Source organism: Streptomyces sp. NPDC107528, from assembly GCF_055639295.1.
The window spans coordinates 568,215-592,298 of the sequence record NZ_JBVKAV010000003.1; the positions used below are offsets into that span (position 1 = coordinate 568,215).

Genomic DNA, 24,084 nt, shown 5'->3' on the forward strand with positions numbered 1-24,084 from the left:
CGGGGATGAGGGTCAGCCGAGCAGGAAAGAGCCTTAGCCCAGCAGGGAACGGCCGATGATCTCCTTCATGATCTCGGTCGTCCCGCCGTAGATGGTCTGAATACGGCCGTCGGTGAAGGCCCGGGCGACCGGGAATTCGCTCATGTAGCCGTAGCCGCCGTGCAATTGCAGGCAGCGGTCGGCGACCCGCTTCTGCAGCTCGGTCGCCCACCACTTGGCCATGGAGGCGTGCACGGCGTCGAGCTCGCCGTTGTCGTGGTCCGCTATGCAGCGGTCGAGGAAGGTGCGGGTGACGGCACACTCGGTGGCCATCTCGGCGATCTCGAACCGGACGTGCTGCTTGGTGGCCAGCGGCCGGCCGAAGGCCTCGCGTTCCTTGACGTAGTCGGTGGTGATCTCCAGCAGGTGCTCGGCCGCGGCGATCGCGGAGACCGCGATACTCAGCCGCTCCTGCGCGAGGTTCGTCATCAGATGGACGAAGGCGCCGTTGAGCGCGCCGAGGAGGTTCTCCTTGGGCACGCGGACGTCGTGGAAGAACAGCTCGGCCGTGTCCTGCGCCTTCTGGCCGATCTTGTCGAGATTGCGGCCGCGCTCGAAGCCCTGCATGCCGCGCTCGACGACGAGCAGCGACAGCCCGTGCGCGCCGCCCTCGGGGGTCGTCTTCGCGACGACGATCACCAGGTCGGCGAGGATGCCGTTGGAGATGAACGTCTTGGAGCCGTTGAGGACCCAGTGGTCGCCGCGGTCCTCGGCGTGGGTGCGGATGCCCTGGAGGTCGGAGCCGGCGCCGGGTTCGGTCATGGCGATGGCCGTGATCAGCGTCCCGTCGCAGAAGCCGGGCAGCCAGCGCCGCTTCTGCTCGTCGGTGGCGAGCGAGGTGAGGTACGGGCCGATGATGTCGTTGTGCAGGCCGAGCGCGAGGCCCGGGGCGCCCGCGCGCGTGAACTCCTCGGCGAGGACGGCGCTGTAGCGGAAGTCGGGGGTGTCGCCGCCTCCGTACTCCTCGGGCACGGCGAAGCCGAGCAGGCCCTGCTTTCCGGCCGCGCGCCAGGCGTCCCGGGAGACGATGCCGTCCTTCTCCCACTGCTCGTAGTACGGCTGCACCTCCCTGGCCAGGAAGCTGCGCACGGTCGCGCGGAACGCGTCGTGCTCGGGGGCGAAGATCTGCCGCTTCATTCGTGGCCCTTCATACCGGCGTCCTCCACATCGAGGCCCTTCATCAGGTCGGGTACGTCCCAGTCGCGTGCCACGTCCGCGGTGTCGGCGCCGGGCTGGGCGGGCCCGGTGCGTACGGCGGTGGGTGTCGCGGAGAAGCGGGGCGCGGGGGCGGGCTGGGTGATGCCGCCGTGGTCGGTGAAGGTGCCGCGGGCCGCCAGGTGCGGGTGGTGGGGGGCCTCGTGCAGGGACAGTACGGGTGCCACGCAGGCGTCGGTTCCTTCGAACACGGCCGTCCACTCGTCCCGCGTTCGGGCCTTGAAGCGCGCCGCGACCGCCTCGCGCAGCTCGCCCCAGCGGGCCCAGTCCTTGCGCGCGCCGGCGTGTTCGGGGATCTCCAGAAGCGTCACGAACTCGTCGTAGAACTGCGGCTCCAGCGCGCCGACGGCCATGTGCCGCCCGTCGGCGGTCTCGTAGGTGCCGTAGTACGGGCAGCCGCCGTCCAGGAGGTTCGCACCGCGCCGGTCCTGCCAGCCGCCGGCGGCGAGCATGCCGTGGATCATCGCGGCGAGGTGGGAGGTGCCGTCGACGATGGCGGCGTCGACGACCTGGCCGGAGCCGGTCGCGCGCGCGTGGTGGAGGGCGGCGAGGACGCCGACGACGAGGTAGAGGGAGCCGCCGGCGTAGTCGCCGACCAGGTTGGCGGGGACCGCCGGGGGTTCGTCGGGGCTGCCGATCATGCCGAGGGTGCCGGTGAGCGCGATGTACGCGATGTCGTGGCCGGCGCGTTGGGCGAGCGGCCCCTCCTGCCCCCAGCCGGTCATGCGGCCGTAGACGAGGCGGGGGTTGCGGGCGTGGCAGGCCTCGGGGCCGACGCCCAGGCGCTCGGCGACGCCGGGGCGGTTGCCCTCGATCAGGATGTCGGCGCGGGCGGCGAGGTCGAGGACGCGGGCCGCGCCGTCGGCGGACTTCAGGTCGACGATCACGGAGCGCTTGTTGCGGTTGGTGATGTCGTACTCGGTGTTGATCGCGAGTCCCGTGCCGCCGGGCCGGTCCACGCGGACGACGTCGGCGCCCAGGTCGGCCAGGAGCATGGCGGCGAAGGGGCCGGGCCCGATGCCGGCCAGCTCGACCACGCGCACGCCGGTGAGCGGGCCGTGCCCGGGCGTCGGTGCCGTTGTCATCCTGCCCCCATTGGCGTGACACAACTGATGTAACACCAGTGATGCTAAGAACGTGTTCCAGCGGACACAAGACCTGACGAGCAAGCGCTTAGCCAATTTACCGGCCGGTCACCCGACCGGTCACCGTCCTGTCGGTCAGTCGCGCCCGTCCAGCTCCGCTATCAGCCGTTTCGGCGCGATCACCCGGTAGCTCTCCTCCACCCAGTCGCACAGCAGCTCCGCCGCCGGGGCGCCCTTCTGCTCCAGCGGGATGCTCACCCAGCCCGCCTTGCCCAGGCCGTATCCGGCGGGCTCGGCGCCCGGGCATGTGAGTGCGTGGGCGTGGGCCGACTCGTCCTTGAGCTTCACGGTGACGCCCATCGGATAGCTGCCGTCGGCGACGCCGAGGAAGACGAACACCTTCTTGTTGACCTTCGCGACCGTCTCGCCCCAGGGGAACTCCTCGACGGCACCCGGCATCCCGAGGGCGAACTCGCGTACTTTTTCCCACTTCTTCAGGGCAGTCCTGGGCACGGCCACCGCTAACCTCCGGGCTCGTCGTCGGGCTCCGCACCCCTCACGCTAGCCTCGGCCACCGACAACGGCGCGTGCTGCGAGACCGAGGGGTGTCATGACCAGGCTGGACAGGACGGATCGCCCGTACGACATCGTGCTCTTCGGAGCGACGGGATTCGTCGGGATTCTCACCGCGGAGTACCTGGCCGCGCATGCGCCCGAGGGGTTGCGCTGGGCGATCGCAGGTCGCAGCAAGGAGAAGCTGGAGCGGCTGCGCGACCGGCTGCCGGACGGCGGCAAGGGGGTCGGGCTGCTGGAGGCGGACGTCTCCGATCCGGCCTCGATGCGCGCTCTTGCCGAGCAGGCGCGCGTGGTGGCCACGACGGTGGGCCCGTATGTGACCTACGGCGAGGACCTCGTGGCGGCCTGCGCGGACACCGGCGCCGACTATCTCGACCTGTCGGGTGAGCCGGAGTTCGTGGACCGGACGTACGTCCGGCACGACGCACGCGCGCGTGAGACGGGTGCGCGGCTGGTGCACGCCTGCGGTTTCGACTCCGTCCCGCACGACCTCGGCGCGTACTTCACCGTCCAGCAACTGCCTGAGGGCGTGCCGCTGACGGTGGACGGGTTCGTGACCGTCGATGCGACCTTCTCGGGTGGCACGTTCGCCTCCGCGCTCAACCAGTTCGCGCGCGGGCGTCAGATGCTGGCCGCCGCGCGTGACCGTGCCCGGCACGAGCCGCGGCTGATGGGGCGTCGGGCCCAGGCTCCGACGGGCGCGCCGCGGTTCGCCAAGGAGGTCGGCGCGTGGGCGGTGCCGCTGCCGACGATCGACCCGCAGGTCGTCAAGCGGTCCGCGCGGGCCCTCGATGTCTACGGCCCCGACTTCCGCTACCGCCACTACGCCGCCGTACGGCATCTGCCGATCGCACTCGGCGGTGTCGCGGCGATGGGCGGGCTCTTCACGGCCGCCCAACTTCCGCCCGCCCGGCGCTGGTTGTCCGACCGGCTCAAGCCGGGCGAGGGGCCCGGCCCGGAGAAGCGCGCGAAGAGCTGGTTCTCCGTCCGCTTCGTGGGAGAGGGCGGCGGCCGGCGGGTCTTCACCGAGGTGTCGGGCGGGGACCCGGGGTACGGGGAGACGGCGAAGATGTTCGCCGAGGGAGCCCTGTCCCTCGCCTTCGACGACCTGCCGCCGACGGCCGGGCAGGTCACGACAGCCGTGGCGATGGGCGACGCCCTGATCGAGCGGCTGCGGTCGGCGGGGATCACCTTCCGGGTGGCCGCCACCCGCTGAACCGACCCCGCAACCGTCCCCCCACCTAGAGCGGCCACCCCGCGATCGTGTAGATCATCCCGACGATCCAGCCGAGCCCGGCCAGCGTGGCGAGTACCAGCGCGGCCGTCACGGCACGCTCGACGGGGCGGTCTGGGTCGGCGAGGGGCTTGGGGGAGCGGTGCGTTGCCATGGGGCTCAGCCTGCCCAGTGCTGTGGGTCGGCCACATCCGTGCGGATACTCAGTCGGGGTACTCAGTCCGCTCGCTCAGGCCGTCGGCTCCTGCGGCGGCCACTCCCCCAACGCGTCGGCGATCCGGTCGCGCACAGCGCGATCACGCGCGCCCGTGGCCAGACCGACGGCCACGGGCCCGACCTGCCAGCCGACGTGGTGGTCGAAGAACGGCGGCGGACCGGCCGCGTTGTGGGCCAGCTTGCCCACCAACTCGGCGAGACGGAGGAGGGCTTCCTGCTCCGCCGTGAGGCGCCCTTCATGCGCTGTCGCGCGTCCACGAATCTGGTCGAACAGCTCGCGGCCTCGGCTCCATCGGTCGCGGTCGGTCGCCAGGGCCAGAGCGGCCTCGATCTCCGGCGTCCTGCGCGTGCCCTCCGCTGCCGCCGCGAGCACACGGCCGGCCCAGGTGACCGGATCGGCCTGGCGCTCGAACAGGGTCCGACCCCAGGACCGGGTGGGGTCCGCCGCTGCCCGGGCCACCAGTTCCGGCCTCGTACCGGTCGCCTGCTTCAAGGCCCGTCGGCACAACGCATCCGCCCTCCGCGTCGTCTCCGGCAAGCGGTACTCGGGGGTCAGTGCCAGGGTGTGGGCGCAGGCGTTGGGGAGGGTGACGCGGTGGCCCACCGAGATGAAGACCGGCTTGACCGCGGTGCGGGTGCGGAGGGCTCGGCCGACCTCCTCGTCGTCGGCCAGGAGGGGCGCGGACGATCCGCGCGTGGGGGCGGGGTCGTCGTACGTGAAGGTGAACGGGTTCTTCGCGACGCCGATCGTGGGCAGGCCGGTGAGGACGCCGAGGTGGCTGGCGAGGCCGAAGCGGCGGGGGTGGGCGAGACCGTAGCCGTCGCAGACGACCAGGCCGGGCGGGCAGGGCAGGGCGTCGAGGGCGGCCAGCACCGTGGGGATCTCGCGGAAGGCGAGCAGGCCGGGGACGTACGGGAAGGAGATCCGGCCGACGGCCGTGGACTCGGCGACGACGTCCAGGGTTGCCGCGTCCAGCACGACCGCCGCTGCCGCCACCACGTCCCGCTCGTCGTCGTAGGCCACGTCGACGCCGGTCACATGCCCGGAGCCGGGCGGTGGCCCCGGCTCGTCGAGCACCACCCTTTCCCTCAGCTCGTCCTGGACGGCGCGGGCCGCTGCCTCGGTCGCGGGCCAGCCCGCGGGGATGCGTACGGTCGTCATGGTGGGCACGAGCGTACGGCGAGGGAGCCCGTCGCCGTGGGCCCAGGGGTAGGCTCGCGATCATGTTCGTGCTTGAGCTGACGTACACCGCACCGATCGAGGCCGTCGACGCCGTGCTGGAGGCGCATGTGGCGTGGCTCGACGAGCAGTACGCGAAGGGCCACTTCCTGGCGTCCGGGCGCAAGAACCCCCGCGACGGCGGGGTAATCCTCGCCGTCGCGGGGGACCGGGCCCTGATCGAGGAGATCGCCGCGACCGATCCGTTCGTGGTGGCCGGGGTCTGCGCCTACCGGATCACCGAGTTCTACGCGACCAAGACGGCGCCGGAACTCCAGCGGTACCGCGAGACGCCGGACTGAGCCTCACTTGTTGCCCAGCGCCTGCTTGAGCTGGGTCTTGTTCATGTCCGAACGGCCCCGGATGTTGCGCTGCTTGGCCTCTTCGTAGAGCTGGTCGTAGGTGGGCCCCTGGGAGCCCTTGCCCGACCGCTGCCCACCCCGTTTGCCGGAGGACATGTCCTGGGTGGACGTGCGGCTGGCGGTCTTCGACTCGCCGGAGCGGGCGCGCTCCTTGTTCACCGTGCGTGCCGCGATCTCCTCGGCTCGCCCGGTGCTCTCGCCCCGGTCCTGGGCGCTCTGCTTGATGTGCTCGTACTGCCGTTCCCGCTTGGGGCTCGAACCGCGTGGCATGGGGGCACTCCTCTCGCACTCCGCGCCCGAGTACCCACTTTCCGCCGTCAGCTCTCCAGCCGCGCGACCCGGCCCTTCTCGCCCGCCGCCCAGCACCCCAGGTCCGGCGTGCAGTCGACGGTGTCGTACGACCCGGTGTCGACGGTCCGCCAGGTGCGCCCGCCGTCGGTCGTCAGGTCGGTGCCGGTGGGGCCGACCGCGAGGGCGGCGCTGCGGCTGTGCGGGAGCCAGGCGACGCCGGAGCGGTAGGCCCGCACCGGCAGCGCGGCGGGCTGCCAGCCGGCGCCCCCGTCGCCGGTGCGGGCGGCGGCCTGCGGGGATGCCTGCTCGGGGCGGTAGTCACCGCCGACCGCGAGGCCGTGCGTGCGGTCGCGGAAGGCGAGGGCGAAGACGCCACGCGCCGGATCGCCCGCCGGGATCGGCGAGTCGGCGGCCGTCCAGGTCAGCCCCCGGTCGCGGGAGTGCAGCACACGCGCGCGTGCGGCCCCGCCGGTGGCCAGCCAGACGTCCTTCGGCCCGGCGCTCACCAGGCACTGCCCGCTCGCCGCGAAGCCGGCCTCGCCCTCCTGGGCCGCGGGCATGCCGGCACTGGGCAGCACCTTCCATGAGCGGCCGCCGTCGCCGGTCGACAGGATGCGGAACCTGCCGTCCACCGGGTCGCTCATCGCCAGACCGTGGCGGCGGTCGAAGAAGGTCATGCAGTCGTAGAAGGCCCGCGCGTCGGTGTTGCGGAAGGACTCGGTCCAGGTCGCGCCGCCGTCGTCCGTGCGGTACACGCGGGACGCCTCGCCCTCCCCGATGGCCAGCACCACCGCGCGGCGCCCGTCGAACGCCTCGATGTCCCGGAACTGCAACTCGGCGGCGCCGGGCGGCGAGACGTTCCGCCAGCTCGCGCCGCCGTCGCCGGTGCGCAGAACGGTCCCCCCGGTTCCGGCCAGCCACGCGGTGTTCCGGCTGACGGCGGACAGTCCCCGGAAACGCACCTCGGGCGTACCGCTGTCCTTGGCCTCCCAGTGCGGCGCCCGGCTCTGCGGCCCGTGCGCCTGTGCCGGTACGGCCGTCAGCGCGGCCAGCGCGGCCCCGCAGGCCACCCCCGCGGCCACTGTCCGAAACGTACGCCCAACCCGTCGCGTGCTCCCCGAACGCCTCATGGCGGGCGAAGCTAGCCGACCGCCACCGCGCCGTCCAGATGGCCACGCCCACCACACGGACCACGGACGAGAGCAGACGACGACACACGACCACAGGTGACTTTCCCGGCACTGCAGGGCGAACGCACCACTCCCGTGCATGAAGGCGGTGACAGAGGTCACTCGCCGTTCGTGTGCACGGATTGGCTGATTCCGTCGTCTCTACCAGTGCCCGTCGCGTCCGCCCGGATGTTCGTCCAGCCGTCACAAGGGAGCAAGGCGTTGTCCACCGTAATCGAGCAGCCCGTCGAGGCCCGTCTCGTCGCCGCCGCGCCGCGGATGCCGAGCATTCCGGCCACCCTTCACTACGACCGCAGCGACCCGTTCGCCGTGCGCATGACCTTCCCGGCCCCGGCGACGCTGGAGGGCGTGGAGGTCTGCTGGACCTTCAGCCGCGAGTTGCTCGTGGCCGGCCTCGAGGCACCCGAGGGCCACGGCGACGTCCGCGTGCGGCCGTACGGCTACGACCGTACGGTCCTGGAGTTCCACGCCCCCGAGGGCACCGCCGTCGTGCACATCCGCTCCGGCGAGATCCGTCGCTTCCTGCAGTCCACGAGCGAATTGGTGCCGCTCGGTCTGGAGCACCTCCAGCTGGACCTGGACCACGACCTGGCGGAGCTGATGCGGGACGCCTGCTGAGGCGCACTCCCCCGGGCGTACCACTCCGAACGCGCCGCCTGGCCTGCGGCGCGTTAATTGCGTTGACACCCTCCCTGTCCCCTCCTACGGTTTACAGCGGTCCTGTTGCCGTCGATTGGAGAAGGACGATGCTCGTCTGAGGTCCTGAGACACCGCGTCACACACCTGAAGTGTGTGTGCGCAGCGTGCGACCTCGGCATTCGAGCCGTCCTCCGGAACAGGGCTTTTCTCATACCCTCCCGAGGCCTCCCGTCGGTCGCCGGTGTCTCGAAACGCGTTTGCCCTTGATCGCTTCGAGCATCCGCGGAGGCCCGTATGTCTACTTCCATCACCTGTACGTCACTTTCCTTCACCTGGCCCGACGGCAGCCCCGTCTTCGAGGGCCTCGACGTCGCGTTCGGCCCCGGCCGGACCGGCCTCGTCGGCATCAACGGATCAGGGAAATCAACCCTGTTGAAGCTGATCGCCGGTGAGCTCGCCCCGGCCGACGGCGCCGTACGCGTCGCGGGCGAGGTCGGCTACCTCCCGCAGAACGTCACCCTCGACACCGGCTTGAAGGTCGACGAGGCGCTCGGCATCGCGGACCGGCGAGCCGCACTGCACGCCATCGAGGCGGGTGACGTGGCAGAGCGGCACTTCGAGACCGTCGGCGACGACTGGGACGTCGAGGAACGCGCCCTCGCCACCCTCGGTGAACTCGGGCTCGCACACATCGAGTTGGACCGCACGATCGGTGAGGTGTCGGGCGGCGAGTCGGTGCTGCTGCGGCTGGCCGCACTGCTGCTGCGCCGCCCGGACGTCCTGCTGTTGGACGAGCCCACCAACAACCTCGACCTGTACGCGCGCAGGCGGCTGTACGCGGCTGTCGCGTCCTGGCCTGGGGTGATGGTGGTCGTCAGCCACGACCGCGAACTCCTGGAGCTCGTCGACCAGATCGCCGATCTGCGCTCCGGCGAGGTCACCTGGTTCGGCGGCAACTACTCGGCTTACGAGGAGGCGCTCGCCACCGAACAGGAGGCGGCCGAGCGCATGGTGCGTGTCGCCGAGGCCGACCTGAAGAAGCAGAAGCGCGAACTCGTCGACGCCCAGGTCAAGTTGGCTCGCAGGAGGCGGTACGGACAGAAGATGTGGGACCAGAAGCGCGAGCCGAAGATCGTCATGGGGGCGCGCAAGCGGGCGGCGCAGGAGTCCGCAGGCAAGCACCGCATCATGCACGAGGAGAAGCTCGCCGAGGCGAAGGAGCGGCTCGACGACGCGGTGGACGCCGTGCGGGACGACGACGAGATCCGCGTCGACCTGCCGTACACGGCCGTACCGCCGGGCCGCACCGTGCTCACGCTGATGGACCTGGAGCTCGCGTACGGCGCGCGTGTCGCCGGTGGCTTCGATCTGCGTGGACCGGAGCGGATCGCGCTGATCGGGCGCAACGGCTCGGGCAAGACGACGCTGCTGCGGACGATCGCCGGGGAGCTGTCGCCCGTATCCGGCGAGGCGCAGGCCCATGTGCCCCTGCGGTTCCTGCCGCAGCGGCTCGACGTGCTGGACGGCGAGCTGAGCGTCGCCGAGAACGTGGCCCGGTTCGCGCCGGCCGCCACCAACAACCGGGTCCGGGCGCGGCTGGCCCGCTTCCTGTTCCGGGGCGCCCGGGCCGACCAGAAGGCGGCGACGCTGTCCGGTGGCGAACGCTTCCGGGCGGCACTGGCCGCTCTGATGCTCGCCGAGCCCGCGCCGCAGCTGCTGATGCTGGACGAGCCGACGAACAACCTGGACATGGCGAGCGTTCGACAGCTCACCTCGGCCCTGGAGTCGTACGAGGGGGCGCTGATCGTGGCCAGTCACGACCTGCCGTTCCTGGAGTCGATCGGCATCACGCGCTGGCTGATGGTGGAGGACGGAGAACTGAGGGAAATCACGCCAGAAGCTGTCGGGTATCCCGCCTAGCTTCGACTGCATGGCCGACTTCATGCCCGATTTCATCACCATCACCGGAGCAAGGGAGAACAACCTCAAGGACGTCGCTCTCCGTATCCCGAAAGGCCGGCTGACCGTGTTCACCGGCGTTTCGGGATCGGGGAAGTCGTCGATCGTCTTCGACACGATCGCGGTCGAGTCGCAGCGCCAGCTCAACGAGACCTTCACCTGGTTCGTGCGCAACCGGCTGCCCAAGTACGAGCGGCCGCACGCGGAGGCTCTGGAGGACCTCTCGCCCGCGATCGTCGTCGACCAGCGGCCGATCGGGGGCCACTCCCGGTCCACGGTCGGCACGATGACGGACATCTACTCGGTGATCCGGGTGCTGTTCTCCCGGCACGGCACGCCGAGCGCCGGGCCGGCGACCGCGTACTCGTTCAACGACCCCTCGGGCATGTGCCCGGAGTGCGACGGCCTGGGCCGGACCGTACGGCCGGACTGGGACCGCATCCTCGACCCGGACCGCTCACTGGCCGAGGGAGCGGTCCGCTTCCCGCCGTTCACGGCGGGCACCTGGCAGGGACAGGCATACACCAACAGCGCCGAACTCGACGCGCACAAACCCGTCAAACGCTTCACCGCCGCCGAGCGGGAGTTCCTGATGCACGGCCGCCCCGGCAGCAAGGTCACCGTCAACGGCACGGGCGGCACCTGGACCACCGAGTACGAGGGGCTGGCCACCCGCTTCGAGCGGCTGTACCTGAAGCGGGACCTGTCGGCGATGAGCCAGAAGACCCGCGACCTGGTGCGCGAGTTCCTGGCGGAGGGCACCTGCCCGGTCTGCGACGGGGCCCGCCTGAACGCTGCGGCGCTCGCGACCCGGATCAACGGCATGAACATCGCCGAGTGCGCGCGTATGCAGGTCAGCGACCTGATCGCGGTACTCAAGGACATCGACGACCCGGTCGCCGGACCGATCGCCCGGGCCGCCGCCACCGCTCTCGAACGCATCGACGCCATCGGCCTCGGCTACCTCAGCCTCGACCGCGAGACGTCCACGCTCTCCGGCGGCGAGGGCCAGCGCCTGAAGACCGTACGGCACCTGGGCTCCAGCCTCACCGGCATGACGTACATCTTCGACGAGCCCAGCGTCGGCCTGCACCCGCGTGACGTCGGCCGCCTGGGCGACCTGCTGCTGCGGCTGCGCGACAAGGGCAACACCGTGCTGGTCGTCGAGCACGACCGGGACGTCATCGCGCTCGCCGATCACGTCGTCGACATGGGCCCGGCGGCCGGTGCGGGCGGCGGAGAGGTCGTGTTCGAGGGGACTCCGGGCGACCTGGCCGGCTCGGGCACGGTGACCGGGCGGTGCCTGGGCCGCCGTACCGCGATCAAGGAGGACGTACGAACGGCGGACGGCGGGCTCTGGGTGAAGGGCGCCGGCCGGCACAACCTGCGGGACGTGACGGTGGAGTTCCCGACCGGGGTGCTCACCGTGGTGACCGGGGTCGCCGGGTCCGGAAAGAGCACGCTGGTCGGGGAGTTCACCGGCGCGCACGCCGACGCCGTGGTCGTGGACCAGTCGTCGATCGGGATCTCCGCACGGTCGACGCCGGCGACATATCTGGGAATCATGGACACCGTACGGAAGATCTTCGCGCGCGAGACGGGCGCCGAGCCGGGGTTCTTCAGCTTCAACTCGACCGGCGCGTGCGGCACCTGTGAAGGCCGCGGGATCATCTACACCGACCTCGCCTTCATGGACCCGGTGACGACGACGTGCCACGACTGCGACGGGCGGCGCTTCAAGGACGAGGTGCTGCGGCTGACCGTCGACGGCAGCTCGATCGCGGATGTACTGGGGATGACGGCCGACCAGGCGCTGGAGTTCTTCCAGGACTCGGGCGTACGGCGTCGGCTGCGCGCCCTGCGGGACGTGGGGCTGACGTACCTCACGCTCGGCCAGCCGCTGTCCACGCTCTCCGGCGGCGAGCGGCAGCGCATCAAACTGGCGACACGGCTGCACCGCAGCGGGGCGGTGTACGTCCTCGACGAGCCGACGACCGGACTGCACATGTCGGACGTCGACGGGCTGCTCGGTCTGCTGGACCGGCTGGTCGACACGGGCAACACGGTGGTGGTCGTCGAGCACAACCTGGACGTCGTGGCGCATGCCGACTGGGTCGTCGACCTGGGTCCGGACGGCGGCCGGGACGGCGGACGGGTGATCTTCGAGGGAACCCCGCAGCAGCTCCGCAAAACGCACGGGTCCTTCACCGCGGAGCATCTCAGGAGGGCCACAGCCTGACCGCAGGGGTTTTGTGCGGGCCCGGGCGCCCTGCATCATGGCGGATCGGTGCCACATGCATCATGGGCGCCGATCCCTGCCACCGATCCGGAGATCCCGTCGTGCCCAGCAAGAAGGCCCTCGTCCGCCGCCCCGGCCCCCGCCTCGCCGAAGGGCTGGTCACGCACATCGAGCGCGAGAAGGTCGACGTCGATCTCGCTGTCGAGCAGTGGGAGGCATACGTAGCGGCCCTGCGCACGCACGGCTGGGAGACGGTCGAGGTGGACCCGGCCGACGACTGCCCCGACTCGGTGTTCGTCGAGGACACCGTCGTCATGTACAAGAACGTCGCGCTGATCACCCGGCCCGGTGCCGAGTCCCGGCGCGACGAGACCCTCGGCGTCGAGGAGGCCGTGGCCTCGCTCGGCTGCTCCGTGAACTGGATCTGGGAGCCGGGCACGCTGGACGGCGGCGACGTGCTGAAGGTCGGCGACACGATCTACGTCGGCCGGGGCGGCCGTACCAACGCGGCCGGCGTCCAGCAGCTGCGGGCCGCGTTCGAACCGCTGGGGGCGCGGGTCGTCGCCGTGCCGGTGAGCAAAGTGCTGCACCTGAAGTCGGCGATCACGGCGCTGCCCGACGGAACGATTCTGGGCCGCATACCGCAGCTCGACGCCCCGTCCCTCTTCCCTCGCTTCCTGCCGGTGCCCGAGGAGTCCGGGGCACACGTGGTGCTGCTCGGCGGCGAGAAGCTGCTGATGGCCGCCAGTGCGCCGAAGACGGCGGAACTGCTCACCGACCTCGGCCACGAGCCCGTTCTGATCGATATCGGCGAGTTCGAGAAGCTCGAAGGATGTGTGACATGTCTCTCGGTACGGATGCGGGATCTGTACGCCTGACCGGCTGAGTGCTGCACTCGTTCAGCCCCGGGACCAGCGGGTCCCGGGGCCGTTCGCACACCCGTGAACTCTCAACGGAACGGGGCTGATCAGCGGTCTTTACGCCGCCCTTAACCTACGGCTACGTAACCTACGGTTTCGTAGCCTACGATTCCGTAGGTTCCCGGCAACCGCTCGCCGGCCACCCTTCCTGTGTTGTGCGTCCCCTGGAGTTCCCGTGACGATTACTTCCCCTCACCTTGGCAGCCCCGCCGTCTGGACCGACGCCCGCCTGCTGTACGCGTTGGAGGAAGTTGTCGAGAATGAACTCAACCGGCATCTGAAGGTCGCCAAGGACTGGATGCCGCACGAGTACGTGCCGTGGACCGACGGCCGCAACTTCCCCGGCTTCTTCGAGGACGGCGACGCCTGGGACAAGGAGCAGTCCAAGGTCACCGAGATCGGCCGCATCGCCCTGATCGTGAACCTCCTCACCGAGGACAACCTCCCCAGCTACCACCACGAGATCGCCTCGCTCTTCGGCCGCGACGGCGCCTGGGGGACCTGGGTGCACCGCTGGACCGCCGAGGAGGGGCGGCACGGCATCGTGATGCGCGACTACCTGCTCACCTCGCGCGCGGTGGACCCGGACCAGCTGGAGCAGTTCCGGATGTCGCACATGAGCGAGGGCTTCGAGTCGGACAACCGGCACTCGATGCTGCACTCGGTCGCCTACGTCGCCTTCCAGGAGCTCGCGACCCGCATCTCGCACCGCAACACCGGCCACCAGTCGGGTGACCCGATCTGCGACCGCATGCTGGCGCGCATCGCGACCGACGAGAACCTGCACATGATCTTCTACCGGAACCTGCTGAAGGCCGCGTTCGAACTCGCCCCCGACCTCACGATGCAGGCCGTGCGGGACGTGGTGGTCAACTTCCGCATGCCCGGCCACGGCATCCCCGGCTTCGAGCGCGCCGCCGCGCAGATGGCCATCGGCGAGGTCTACAACATGCGCATCCACCACGACGACGTCCTCCAGCCCGTCCTCCGCTTCCTGAAGATCATGGAGATCGACGGCCTCGGCCCCGAGGGCCAGAAGGCCCAGGAGGAGCTGGGCCTCTACATGGGCGGCCTGGACGCCGAGGCCGTCAAGTTCGACGAGAAGCTGGCGGCCCGCAAGGCCCGCATGGCGGCTCGCGCCGGGGCCTGACGGAACCTGACTGAGGCAGCGGGCGGCGCTGCGGGCCGGGCTGAGAGCACGGGCTCCTGAGCGGCCCCGCGCGCTGCGGTCCCCGGCCCACGTCGGCGAGCTGCGGGCTGCGGCCGGGCCTTGGAGCGCAAGGACGGGCCGGGTGCGGTGCCGTGCCCGCTGCCGGGCTGCCGCGACGGCGACACCCTCGATCGGGCGGGATGTGCTCGCTCAGCGTCTCCAGGTTGCGAGCCTGATGCCGGCGGCAATGCCCTGGCCGGTAGGTCGGCAACCGGTCGTCCGTCGCGCCGAGCGCCGCCGCCGCACCCGGCCGACGGCCCGGCGGGATCACCCCGCTCAGCGTGACGCACGCCTGAGTTCCAGGCGTTCCTTCTCCGACAGGCCGCCCCAGACGCCGAAGCGTTCGTCGTTGTCGAGGGCCCACTCCAGGCAGGCGGAGCGGATCGGGCACATGCCGCAGATCCTCTTCGCCTCGCGTACGGAGCTGCCCGGCTCAGGGAAGAAGAAGTCCGCCCCGGTCTGCGCGCACAACGCCTCCTGCTGCCAGTCCAGGTCGGGCGAGGTGATCGTTGTGATCGTGTCGATGAGCATGCGCAGGATCGTGCCGGTCGGCGAAAAACGTTCGATCAACGCCCGATCAACGCCGCGCCGCAGGGCCCCCGGCCGACTCGATGGTCTCCCTCGGTGCGCGGCGATGCACGGCGGCGCGCGCGGAAACGGGTGAAAACCAAAAGGCCCCTCCTGGTCACCCGCGGTGGCCGCAGCGGTCACTCGAACCGACGGCGGCGCTCCGGCAGCGATTGTCAGTGGGCGGTGCAAGACTCGGCAGAGCAGACAACGGGACCCTTCCAAGGAGGGCGATGATGCTCACCACCCGTTATGTCACCGGCGCGCCGAACTGGATCGACGTCGGCACCCCCGACATCGAGGGCGCCAGTTCCTTCTACGGCGGCCTGTTCGGCTGGCGGTTCCAGCCGGGCGGGCCCGAGACCGGCGGCTACGGCCTCTTCCAGCTCGACGGCAGGACCACGGCCGGCGGCATGCAGACCACCGAGGAGCAGGGCCCGCCGTCCTGGACGGTGTACTTCCAGACCCCGGACGCGGACGCCACGGCCAAGGCGGCCGAGCAGGCGCACGGCGCGGTGCTGGTGCAGCCCATGGACGTGCTGGACATGGGCCGCATGGCCATCCTCGCCGACAAGGCAGGCGTGGGCTTCGGCCTCTGGCAGCCCGGCACGAACAAGGGCCTCGACGTCATGAACGAGCCCGGGACACTGTGCTGGCTGGAGCTGTACACCACGGACGTACCGGCCGCGGCGGGCTTCTACAACACCACGCTCGGCATGGAGACCTTCGCCCTCGACTACTACGGCGGCACCTACACGACGTTCAGCCCCGCGGGCCAAGGGGAGGACGCCATGTTCGGCGGGGTCGTCGACAAGGCCGACGACCCGGCGGAGGCCGACGGCCCGGCGCACTGGCTGCCGTACTTCGAGGTCACCGACACGGACGCCACGGTCGCCAGGGCGCAGGAGCTGGGCGGCACCGTCCGCATGCCTGCCACGGACCTGCCGGACATCGGCCGTATCGCCAAGCTCACCGACCCGTACGGTGCCCGCTTCGCGGTGATCAAGAGCGCGGCGCCGAGCTGAGTCCGCCCGGCCGCCTAGGCGGATGCGCGCCGGATCAGCGTCGTCGGCAGGACGACGTTGGACGGCGCGCCTCCCACCTGCTCACCGGTGCGGCGGTCGAGGCCGCGCAGCAGCAGCCGGGCCATCAGCCGACCCATCTCCTCGATGTCCTGACGGACCGTCGTGAGCGGCGGTTCGGTCTGGTCCGCCACCGGCAGCATGTCGTCGAACCCGACCACGGCGACATCGTCCGGCACCCGCCGCCCCGACTCGCGCAGCACCCGCAGGGCACCCGCCGCGGTGAGGTCGTTCGCGGCGAACACGGCGTCCAGGTCGGGGCGGCGTTCGAGCAGTTCACGCATCGCCCGTTCGCCGCCGGCCGGTGTGAAGTCGCCCTCGACGATCAGCCGTGGATCGGCGTCGACCATGACATCCCGGTATCCGTCGAGCCGGTCCACCGCCGACGTCTGGTCGAGGGCGCCGGTGATGTGCGCGATGCGGGTGCGGCCGAGGCCGACGAGGTGCCGTACGGCGTCACGGGCGCCGCCGCGGTTGTCGGTGTCGACGTACACCACGCCACGCCGGTCGCCGCTCCACCCGGGCCGTCCGCCGAACACGGTGGGGATCCCGGCGTGCTGGATCAGCGCGGGCAGCGGGTCGTCGAGGTGCAGCGAGAAGACGAGCGCCCCGTCGACATGGCCCCCGGCGAGGTAGCGGCCGACGCGGGCGTGGTCGTCGCGGCCCTCCGTGAGGAGCAGCACCAGCTGGTTGTCGTGGGCCGTCAGCTCCTTGCTGATGCCGCGCAGTTGCCGCGCGAAGAAGGGGTCGGCGAAGACGCGGGTCTCGGGTTCGGCGACGACGACGGCGATGGCGTCATGGCGCCGGGTCACGAGGCTGCGGGCGGCCTGATTGGGTACGTACCCGAGTTCCTCCACCGCCGCGCGGACCCGCTCCACGAGCGGCTCCCGGACTCCGTCCCCGCCGTTGACGACCCGGGACACGGTGGCCCGCGAGACCCCGGCCCGGGCGGCCACGGCCTCCAGGGTGGGACGTGGGGCGGTTTCGGTCACTGCGGGGCTCCTCGTCGGCGGTTGCGGATCAGGATAGCCGTGGTTGCGGCGGGGGTGAGAGCGCTCTCGGACGACCGGGACCGATCGTGATCACCTCGCGCTCACGAGGCACTCACGCCAGCAGATCCACCCGCCGCCCGATGCCCTCCCGCTGCGCCGCCCCATACGCCAGCCAGCTCAACGCCAGGTCCTGCCAGGGCAGCCCGACCGGGGCGTAGACGGTACGGCTCGCGGCGCTCGCTCGTCCCGGATGCTCGATTCGCAGTACGTCCCCCAGCGTGGCATCGGCGGCCGTCGCCGGAAGCCCGGCCGCCGCCAGGGCCCCCGTGCTCGCGGCGAGTTCGCGGTGGTCCACGACCAGCAGCGCCGCCCGCAGCAGATCCGCGGCCAGCTCCTCCTTGCCGGGTTCGTCGGCCCCGAGGCTCGTGAAGTGCTGCCCCTCCCGTGTGTCCGCCAGCCGCAGCAGCGGTGACCGGGCCCAGGTGGCCATCAGTACGGTGTCGGCGGCCGCCGCGACGTCCTTCGGCGAGCCCACCACCCGGCCACCGTGTCGTGCGGCGAACTCGGCTGCCCGTTCGGTGTCCGTGTCATGGACGACGAGTTCGCTGTGCGGCCGCAGCACCGTCAGGCCCCGCACCATCAACTCGGCCTGGGCCCCGGCGCCGATCACGCCCAGGACCTCTCCCGAGGCGGAGCCGGAGCCGGACCAGGCCAGCACATGCGTGCCCAACGCCGCCGCCAGCCCCGTACGCCAAGCCGTCACCGTGGCCGAGTCCAGCAGCGCCAGCAGCTCGCCGTCCTGCCCGCTGTGCAGGCAGATCACTCCGCGCAACGCCGGTTGCGCGCCCGGGAACTTGGCGTTGACCTTCACCGTGTACGCCTCGATGCCCGGCAGCAGGCCGGGGATCAGCGCGGTGGCCGTGCCGGGGAACGGCAGGTCGGTCCGCACCCGTTGCCCGGCGACGGGCACGGCGTCCGCGGTCCGGAACCCCTCCCGCAGGACGGCCAGACAGGCCTCCGGTTCCAGGACGGACTCCAGGTCACCACGCGTCAGTACAAGTGTCACCCGTACATGATGCGTCAGTGCTCGTGCGCGGACCCGGAGGACCCGGAGGACCCGGAGGACCCGGAGGACCCGGAGGACCCGGAGGACCCGGAGGCCGGCTCATGACCGTGGTCGTGCGGGTCGTACCCCGGGATCGTCCCGTCCGTCTTCTTCACCAGGAACAGTCCCACCATCCCCATGTCCGAGTGGCTCTGGACATGGCAGTGGTACATCCACGCGCCCGCGCCGACCCCCTCCCCCGCGATCACCTGGAAGCCGAAGGAGTCCGCGGGGCCCACGATCTTGTTGTCGATGACCTGGCTGGGGTCGTCCGGGCCGGTGAGCATGCCCGTGCGGTTGTCCGCCCAGCGGTGACCGTGCATGTGGAAGGTGTGGTAGTACTCGCCGTGCGTGATCATCACGAACTCGACGCGATCGCCCACCGTGGCCTCGAAGTTGGGGCCGCTGTGCGCGGGCTTGTTGTTGATCAGCATGTCGTTGAAGACGATCGTGTGGGTCGCGTCGGGGAGGATGTCCCCCTTGCGCCGGACGATCACCGGCCCGTACAGGCCCTTGCGGATGCCGCCGGTGCCGTGCTCCGTGCCGACGACGTGGTCGTGGTAGTGCCAGTAACCGGCGCTGCCCGCCCGCCAGGTGCCGTCCTTGCGGCGGCCGGGGGCGTGGGTGCGCCAGGTGTAGGTGCGGGTGCCGCCGGGCTCGACGTCGCTCTTGTTGAGCTTCGTGCCGTCGCTGGTGATCTCGTAGTCGAGACCGTGGACGTGCAGGCTCACGGGGACGTCCATCGTGTTCTCGAACTCGATGTGCGCGGTGTCGCCCTCGTTGAGCTCGATCAGCGGGCCGGGGACGGACGCCTTGCCCTTCTCGAAGCCGTAGCCCATCTGCCCGTCGGCGAGTTTCTCGGCGTACAGCTTGAGGTGCCTGACCTCGCCCCCGGCGGGGGCGGTCTTCGCCGGCGCGTCGGCGCTCGCGGCCTCGGGCACCTGCCCGAGAGACAACGATGTCGCAACGGTCGCACCGCCGAGCAGGACACGTCTGTTGAAGGTGCGCCTGTCGAAGCCGCGTCTGGTGAAGCTGCCTTCGCTCATGCCGAACTCCCCACGGCGTTACGGAATTTACGGGGATGAACCGCTGAGACGGTACCGGCCGATCCTTCGTTTATCCACACTCAGGACAAAGTTGGCCCCAGTACGGCCGTAGGTATTGGCGAGTCGTTCAAAGAGGTCTAGCTTCCTTGTCGCTGTTGCTGTGACCGTGGAGGTGCCCATGCACTTGCGAGGGTTGAGCACGACAAGACGTACCTGGGTGGCCACTGTGACCGCCGGGATCGTCGCCGCCGGGCTGATGTCCGCCCCGGCTGCCGGCGCACGCCCGGCCCCGGAGCCACCCCTGACAACGATGTCCATCAAGTCGCCACCAGGCGGCGCGAATGCACGAGTGCTCATCTTCTATGGATCCGCGGCCGGCGGCGAGGAGTCGCCCGTGGTGAACGCCGGCATCGGGGCGATCGAGAAGATCGGCCTGTCGGGCCCGGCCGACCAGCGCTTCAAGGTCGAGGCCACGAACGACGCCTCGGTCTTCACCGATGAGACGAAGTTGGGCCGCTTCAACACGATCGTGTTCCTCACCGGAGGCGGCGACGTCCTGGACCCGGAACAGGAGGCGGGCCTGGAGGCCTACATGGAAGCGGGCGGCGGTTTCGTCGGCGTCCATGACGCGGCCCGCGCCGAGCCGTACTCGGACTGGTTCACCGGCCTGGTCGGCGCCCGCCCGGCCGCCGGCGGCCCGACGAACGTGCAGCGGGCCGTAGTTGAGGTCGGTGACCGGCAGCACCCGGCCACCAAGGAACTGCCGGTGCAGTGGAAGCGGCCGGACAAGTGGCTGAACTGGGCGAAGAACCCGTCGGGTGCGGTGCACACGGTCGCCCGGGTCCGGGAGTCGACGTACCAGCCGGGCACCGGCGCCAACGGATGGGACCACCCGGTGAGTTGGTGCCGCGACTACGACGGCGGCCGCTCCTTCTACACGGGCATGGGCGGCACGGCGTCGTCGTACGACGAGACCGACTTCCGTACCCATCTGCGCGGCGCCCTGTTGTGGACCACCCGGCTCACCCAGGCCGACTGCAAGGCCACGATCACGGGCAACTACAAGGCCGAGCGGCTCACCCAGCCCAACCAGCCCGGCCAGAACGACCAGATCGGTGAGCCGCACGGCCTGGTCACCGCACCCGACGGCCGCGTGCTCTACATCGGGCGGGGCGGCGCCGACTCCTCCCAGCCGGTCGTCACCGACTGGAACAACCCGGAGATCGGCAAGGGCAAGGGCGAGATCCATGTCTACGACCCGAAGACCAAGAAGGTCACCCTGGCCGGGGCGCTCACGGTCTTCGGAAACAAGGGCGGCGGCGATGAGCTGATCAAGGTCGAGGAGGGGCTTCTCGGCATCGAGCTCGATCCGCGCTTCGAGGACAACGGCTGGGTGTATCTGCACTACACCCCGCACTCCCAGCTCAACCGCGACACGCGGATGGCCGAGCGGCGGGTCTCCCGCTTCACGCTCGACCCGGCCACCGACAAGCTGGACCTGGGCAGTGAGAAGGTCCTGCTCAGGTGGCCGGTACAGGTGCACAGTTGCTGCCATTCGGGCGGCGGGATGGCCTGGGACTCCAAGGGCAACCTGTACATCGCGACCGGCGACAACAACTCCAGCGGCTTCAGCGGCGGTTACTCGGGCAACAACCCCGAGCCCGACTACAAGGGCGTGTCCTTCGCCGACGCGCGCCGCACCGCCGGCAACACCAACAACCTCAACGGCAAGATCCTGCGCATCCACCCGGAGCCGGACGGCACGTACACGCTGCCGGAGGGCAACCTGTTCACGGGCCGGGAGACCGACGAGGGCGGCGGCAAGACGCGCGGCGAGATCTACGTGATGGGGGTCAGGAACCCCGCTCGCATCTCCGTCGACAAGCAGACGGACGTCCTGTACGCGGGCTGGGTCGGCCCCGACGCGGGTGCGCCCTCGACGACCTGGGGTCCGGCGAAGTACGACACCTTCGCGGTCATCACCAAGGCGAGCAACCGCGGCTGGCCGTACTGCATGGGCAACAAGCAGCCCTATCGTGACCGCAATCTGCCCGACCCGACGAAGCCGCTGGGCTGGTACGACTGCGACCATCCGAAGAACGAGTCGCCGAACAACGACGGCCTCGTCAACCTCCCGCCGGTCACCGGCAACAACATCTGGTACTCGCCGCAGGGCGGCGCGCCGGACTTCCCGCGTGACGCGAACGGCGTCCCGTCGTACAAGCAGGAAGAGGCCACCTACGCGCTGCCGTGGCTCAAGGGCGGCGGGCAGGCCGCGATGAACGGGCCGGTCTACCGGTACGACGCGGCGAGCGCGGGTGCCACCAAGTGGCCGGCCTACTGGGACGGCAAGTGGTTCGTCGGCGACTTCTACGACGCCGACCAGCCGCGCAACGCTGTGATCACCGACCCGAAGACACACGGTGACGGCGGTCTGCCGGTGCACTCGGAGTCGCTGAAGAAGATCGTGCCGATCGGCAACGACGGCATCAAGAACCTCATGGACTGGAAGTTCGGCCCGGACGGCGTGCTGTACGTGCTCGACTACGGCCGCGGCTTCTTCACCTCGGACGCCAAGTCGGCGCTGTGGCGGGTCACTTACACGGGCGGCGCTCCGACTCCGGCCGCCGACCAGCTGGCGAGGGGAGCCCAGTGATGATGCGAAGCAGTCCACCTCGGCGAAGAGTCCGGGCGGCCCTGTTGGCCGTGCTGCTGGTGATGCTGGGGCTGCAGTCCGTCCCGGCCGTCGGGCGGCCCGAGTCCCCGTCCGTGAACGCTGCCGCGGCCCAGACGCTCACCTGGACGGCCGGCGACGACATCACGAAGTACGCGTCGGCCCCCGCGACGGCGGTCGCCGGGACGACGACGATCGTCTTCGAGAACAGCACGGCGACCGGCAACACCACCGGGATGCCGCACACGTTGACGTTCGACACGTCCGACCCCGAGTACAACAACGACGTCCAGCTCAACATCCTCGCCAACCCCAACGACGACCAGGGCGGCAAGCACACCGCCGAGGTCACGCTCACCCCCGGCCGCTACCGCTACTACTGCACGATCCCCGGTCACGGGCAGATGCAGGGCATCCTCGTGGTGACCGAGGGCAGCGGCGAGGACACGACCGCACCGCAGGCGTCGGCGCACGTCAGCGGGACGCAGAACGCACAGGGGCAGTACGTCGGTTCGGCGAGCGTGGCCGTCCACGCCACCGACGAGGAGGGCGGATCCGGGCTCGACCGCACCGAGTACGCGGTCGGCGACGCGGGCGCCTGGCAGCCGTACACGGCACCGGTCGTCGTCGACCAGGTCGGCGACCACAAGATCCGCTACCGGGCCTTCGACAAGGCGGGGAACGTCTCGGCGGAGAAGAGCGCCGAGTTCACGGTCGTCCCGCCGCCGACCGACGACACGACGGCACCGGAGACCTCGGCGACCGTCAGCGGTGAGCAGAACCCCGACGGCACGTACATCGACATGGCGACCGTCACCGTCACGGCCTCCGACACCGGTTCCGGCGTCAACACCATCGAGTACGCGATCGGCGACGGCGCCTGGCAGCCGTACACCGCGCCCGTGATGGTGCACGAGGTCGGCGCTCATACCGTGCGCTACCGGGCCACCGACAAGGCGGGGAACGCCGCCGCGGAGAAGAATGTGCAGTTCACGGTCGTGGCGGCGCCCCAGCCGGACACGACCGCGCCGGTGACGGGTGTGACCGTCGACGGGACGAAGAACTCCGACGGGGCCTTCATCGGCAACGCCAAGGTGACCGTCACGGCGACCGACGAGCACCACGGCTCAGGTGTCGACCGGATCGAGTACTCGATCGACGGCGGGCCCTACCTCGCGTACGGGGCGCCGGTGGTCGTCGACCGCGCCGGCACCCACACCCTCGGCTACCGGGCGACGGACAAGGCGGGTAACACCTCCACCGCCCGCACGGTGACCTTCACCGTGGTGGCCGGGCAGGTCCCCGCCCCCAACTGCCCGGAGTTCGACGAGCGGTTGACGGTGATCGTCGGCACGGTCGACTCGGGTGTCCCGAACCGGCTCACCAACAGCCGGTGCCGGATCAACGAGTTGATCGAGGACGAGAAGGAGTGGACGTCCCACGCGCTGTTCCTCAAGCACGTGACGACGGTCCTGGACAAGCTCCTCAAGGAAGGGGTCGTCGACCAGCGCGAGTACAACGCCGTCCGCAAGGCGGCCCGGCAGTCCGGGATCGGCAAGCCCGGACAGACCGAGGGCTACCGCACGATCCTCGACGGCAGCGCGGGGTCCTTCGCCAAGTGGCAGCAGGTGGGCGGTGGTTCGTTCGCGCAGAACGCCGACGGCTCGATCACGAGCGGCACCAGCAAGGACGGCCTGGGCATGTTGTGGTTCCCCGAGCGGAAGTACGGTGACTTCTCGCTCAAGCTCCAGTGGCGCGACGACGCTCCGGGCACCGGCAACGCCAACTCCGGTGTGTTCGTCCGCTTCCCGTGGGTCCACGACCACTCCGAGGAGCCGCGGCCGGAGTGGGTCGCCATCAAGTACGGGCACGAGGTGCAGGTGCTCGACCGGCCCGACGGCGACATGTACAAGACCGGTTCGATCTACGGCTTCGACCGGGTGGGGCTGGCCGGTGCCGGCGTCACCCAGAAGGGGACGTGGAACGACTACGAGATCCGGGTGGTCGACCAGCACTACTCGGTCTACCGCAACGGCGTGCTGATCAACGAGTTCGACAACACCGGCGGCCAGGGCTTCGTCCCGCCGCGCTCGGACGACCCGGGCACGGACGGGCGCAGGTTCGCCTCCGGCTACGTCGGGCTTCAGGTGCACGGCACCACGGATGTGGTCTCGTACCGGGACATCCGGATCAAGGAGCTGTAGATCAAGAAGGTGCAGATCAA

20 protein-coding genes and 1 pseudogene are annotated in these 24,084 nt (G+C 70.5%); 10 read left to right on the plus strand and 11 right to left on the minus strand.

Annotation, left to right across the window (positions count from 1 at the left end; translation table 11 throughout):
* Positions 1-33: 33 nt before the first annotated feature.
* From ACZ7L5_RS12410 to ACZ7L5_RS12420, 3 genes are all read right to left on the minus strand, one after another.
* Complete coding sequence (locus ACZ7L5_RS12410; protein WP_471516554.1) at positions 34-1,176, minus strand: acyl-CoA dehydrogenase family protein; 1,143 nt, start codon at positions 1,174-1,176, stop codon at positions 34-36.
* Entirely contained in the window at positions 1,173-2,339 is a 1,167-nt protein-coding gene (locus tag ACZ7L5_RS12415; protein ID WP_471516555.1) for a CaiB/BaiF CoA transferase family protein, read from the minus strand. Before ACZ7L5_RS12415 ends, ACZ7L5_RS12410 begins: the two co-directional genes overlap by 4 nt.
* Positions 2,340-2,474: 135 nt before the next feature.
* On the minus strand, positions 2,475-2,858 hold the full coding sequence (locus tag ACZ7L5_RS12420; RefSeq protein WP_328877942.1) for an MmcQ/YjbR family DNA-binding protein: 384 nt from the start codon (positions 2,856-2,858) through the stop codon (positions 2,475-2,477).
* A gap of 91 nt (positions 2,859-2,949) precedes the next feature.
* Between ACZ7L5_RS12420 and ACZ7L5_RS12425 the strand changes: the two genes are divergently transcribed.
* A complete protein-coding gene (locus ACZ7L5_RS12425) occupies positions 2,950-4,131 on the plus strand; it encodes a saccharopine dehydrogenase family protein (RefSeq protein ID WP_471516556.1) in 1,182 nt (393 codons plus the stop codon).
* A gap of 25 nt (positions 4,132-4,156) precedes the next feature.
* On the opposite strand, the gene mmpA is transcribed toward ACZ7L5_RS12425, so the two are convergent.
* Positions 4,157-4,303, minus strand: coding sequence for a morphogenic membrane protein MmpA (gene mmpA, locus ACZ7L5_RS12430; protein WP_328877944.1), 147 nt, complete (start codon positions 4,301-4,303; stop codon positions 4,157-4,159).
* Positions 4,304-4,843: 540 nt separating this feature from the next.
* Positions 4,844-5,527: pseudogene (locus ACZ7L5_RS12435) on the minus strand (endonuclease V); the annotation flags it as partial.
* 62 nt (positions 5,528-5,589) lie between these two features.
* On the opposite strand from ACZ7L5_RS12435, the gene ACZ7L5_RS12440 reads away from it, so the two are divergent.
* On the plus strand, positions 5,590-5,886 hold the full coding sequence (locus ACZ7L5_RS12440) for a YciI family protein (protein WP_471516557.1): 297 nt from the start codon (positions 5,590-5,592) through the stop codon (positions 5,884-5,886).
* Positions 5,887-5,889: 3 nt separating this feature from the next.
* Here ACZ7L5_RS12440 and ACZ7L5_RS12445 read toward each other — a convergent pair whose 3' ends face one another.
* Together ACZ7L5_RS12445 and ACZ7L5_RS12450 are read right to left on the minus strand one after the other, a co-directional pair.
* Positions 5,890-6,216, minus strand: coding sequence for a plasmid stabilization protein (locus tag ACZ7L5_RS12445; protein ID WP_328877947.1), 327 nt, complete (start codon positions 6,214-6,216; stop codon positions 5,890-5,892).
* 47 nt (positions 6,217-6,263) lie between these two features.
* Positions 6,264-7,367, minus strand: coding sequence for a WD40/YVTN/BNR-like repeat-containing protein (locus ACZ7L5_RS12450; RefSeq protein WP_471516558.1), 1,104 nt, complete (start codon positions 7,365-7,367; stop codon positions 6,264-6,266).
* Between the two features lie 261 nt (positions 7,368-7,628).
* Between ACZ7L5_RS12450 and ssgD the strand changes: the two genes are divergently transcribed.
* The 5 genes from ssgD to ACZ7L5_RS12475 all read left to right on the plus strand — a co-directional run bounded on the left by ssgD (position 7,629) and on the right by ACZ7L5_RS12475 (position 14,334).
* On the plus strand, positions 7,629-8,045 hold the full coding sequence (ssgD, locus tag ACZ7L5_RS12455; RefSeq protein ID WP_328877949.1) for a spore wall synthesis regulator SsgD: 417 nt from the start codon (positions 7,629-7,631) through the stop codon (positions 8,043-8,045).
* A gap of 315 nt (positions 8,046-8,360) precedes the next feature.
* Positions 8,361-9,986, plus strand: coding sequence for an ABC-F family ATP-binding cassette domain-containing protein (locus ACZ7L5_RS12460; RefSeq protein WP_471516559.1), 1,626 nt, complete (start codon positions 8,361-8,363; stop codon positions 9,984-9,986).
* Positions 9,987-10,008: 22 nt separating this feature from the next.
* On the plus strand, positions 10,009-12,264 hold the full coding sequence (locus ACZ7L5_RS12465; RefSeq protein WP_471516752.1) for an ATP-binding cassette domain-containing protein: 2,256 nt from the start codon (positions 10,009-10,011) through the stop codon (positions 12,262-12,264).
* 101 nt (positions 12,265-12,365) lie between these two features.
* Entirely contained in the window at positions 12,366-13,142 is a 777-nt protein-coding gene (gene ddaH, locus ACZ7L5_RS12470) for a dimethylargininase (protein ID WP_471516560.1), read from the plus strand.
* Positions 13,143-13,359: 217 nt separating this feature from the next.
* Positions 13,360-14,334 carry an acyl-ACP desaturase gene (locus ACZ7L5_RS12475; protein ID WP_471516561.1) on the plus strand — a complete coding sequence of 325 codons (975 nt, stop codon included), beginning with the start codon at positions 13,360-13,362 and terminating at the stop codon, positions 14,332-14,334.
* Between the two features lie 336 nt (positions 14,335-14,670).
* Here the strand turns inward: ACZ7L5_RS12475 and ACZ7L5_RS12480 are convergent, their stop codons facing one another.
* Positions 14,671-14,925 (minus strand): WhiB family transcriptional regulator, encoded by a 255-nt coding sequence (locus ACZ7L5_RS12480; protein WP_328877953.1) that lies wholly within the window; start codon positions 14,923-14,925, stop codon positions 14,671-14,673.
* A 272-nt stretch (positions 14,926-15,197) separates the two neighbouring features.
* Here ACZ7L5_RS12480 and ACZ7L5_RS12485 point away from each other — a divergent pair, with 272 nt between their 5' ends.
* Positions 15,198-15,986: a VOC family protein gene (locus ACZ7L5_RS12485; protein WP_365054413.1), complete on the plus strand. Its 789-nt coding sequence runs from the start codon at positions 15,198-15,200 to the stop codon at positions 15,984-15,986.
* A 14-nt stretch (positions 15,987-16,000) separates the two neighbouring features.
* Here the strand turns inward: ACZ7L5_RS12485 and ACZ7L5_RS12490 are convergent, their stop codons facing one another.
* The 3 genes from ACZ7L5_RS12490 to ACZ7L5_RS12500 all read right to left on the minus strand — a co-directional run bounded on the left by ACZ7L5_RS12490 (position 16,001) and on the right by ACZ7L5_RS12500 (position 19,186).
* On the minus strand, positions 16,001-17,035 hold the full coding sequence (locus ACZ7L5_RS12490; RefSeq protein WP_471516562.1) for a LacI family DNA-binding transcriptional regulator: 1,035 nt from the start codon (positions 17,033-17,035) through the stop codon (positions 16,001-16,003).
* 112 nt (positions 17,036-17,147) lie between these two features.
* Positions 17,148-18,101, minus strand: a complete 954-nt coding sequence (locus ACZ7L5_RS12495; protein ID WP_471516563.1) for an ornithine cyclodeaminase family protein — start codon at positions 18,099-18,101, stop codon at positions 17,148-17,150.
* A gap of 14 nt (positions 18,102-18,115) precedes the next feature.
* Positions 18,116-19,186: a multicopper oxidase domain-containing protein gene (locus tag ACZ7L5_RS12500; protein WP_471516564.1), complete on the minus strand. Its 1,071-nt coding sequence runs from the start codon at positions 19,184-19,186 to the stop codon at positions 18,116-18,118.
* A gap of 178 nt (positions 19,187-19,364) precedes the next feature.
* On the opposite strand from ACZ7L5_RS12500, the gene ACZ7L5_RS12505 reads away from it, so the two are divergent.
* Positions 19,365-21,842 carry a ThuA domain-containing protein gene (locus ACZ7L5_RS12505; protein WP_471516565.1) on the plus strand — a complete coding sequence of 826 codons (2,478 nt, stop codon included), beginning with the start codon at positions 19,365-19,367 and terminating at the stop codon, positions 21,840-21,842.
* Complete coding sequence (locus ACZ7L5_RS12510; protein ID WP_471516566.1) at positions 21,842-24,064, plus strand: OmpL47-type beta-barrel domain-containing protein; 2,223 nt, start codon at positions 21,842-21,844, stop codon at positions 24,062-24,064. The genes ACZ7L5_RS12505 and ACZ7L5_RS12510 overlap by 1 nt, the downstream gene beginning before the upstream one ends.
* The last annotated feature ends 20 nt before the right edge of the window (positions 24,065-24,084 follow it).

Coding starts and splice junctions, on each gene's coding strand:
- ACZ7L5_RS12410 (WP_471516554.1), bottom strand. CDS start 1,176: ATGAAGCGGCAGATCTTCGCCCCCGAGCACGACGCGTTCCGCGCGACC.
- ACZ7L5_RS12415 (WP_471516555.1), bottom strand. CDS start 2,339: ATGACAACGGCACCGACGCCCGGGCACGGCCCGCTCACCGGCGTGCGC.
- ACZ7L5_RS12425 (WP_471516556.1), top strand. CDS start 2,950: ATGACCAGGCTGGACAGGACGGATCGCCCGTACGACATCGTGCTCTTC.
- mmpA (WP_328877944.1), bottom strand. CDS start 4,303: ATGGCAACGCACCGCTCCCCCAAGCCCCTCGCCGACCCAGACCGCCCC.
- ACZ7L5_RS12440 (WP_471516557.1), top strand. CDS start 5,590: ATGTTCGTGCTTGAGCTGACGTACACCGCACCGATCGAGGCCGTCGAC.
- ACZ7L5_RS12445 (WP_328877947.1), bottom strand. CDS start 6,216: ATGCCACGCGGTTCGAGCCCCAAGCGGGAACGGCAGTACGAGCACATC.
- ACZ7L5_RS12450 (WP_471516558.1), bottom strand. CDS start 7,367: ATGAGGCGTTCGGGGAGCACGCGACGGGTTGGGCGTACGTTTCGGACA.
- ACZ7L5_RS12460 (WP_471516559.1), top strand. CDS start 8,361: ATGTCTACTTCCATCACCTGTACGTCACTTTCCTTCACCTGGCCCGAC.
- ACZ7L5_RS12465 (WP_471516752.1), top strand. CDS start 10,009: ATGCCCGATTTCATCACCATCACCGGAGCAAGGGAGAACAACCTCAAG.
- ACZ7L5_RS12480 (WP_328877953.1), bottom strand. CDS start 14,925: ATGCTCATCGACACGATCACAACGATCACCTCGCCCGACCTGGACTGG.
- ACZ7L5_RS12485 (WP_365054413.1), top strand. CDS start 15,198: ATGCTCACCACCCGTTATGTCACCGGCGCGCCGAACTGGATCGACGTC.
- ACZ7L5_RS12500 (WP_471516564.1), bottom strand. CDS start 19,186: ATGAGCGAAGGCAGCTTCACCAGACGCGGCTTCGACAGGCGCACCTTC.
- ACZ7L5_RS12505 (WP_471516565.1), top strand. CDS start 19,365: ATGCACTTGCGAGGGTTGAGCACGACAAGACGTACCTGGGTGGCCACT.
- ACZ7L5_RS12510 (WP_471516566.1), top strand. CDS start 21,842: ATGATGCGAAGCAGTCCACCTCGGCGAAGAGTCCGGGCGGCCCTGTTG.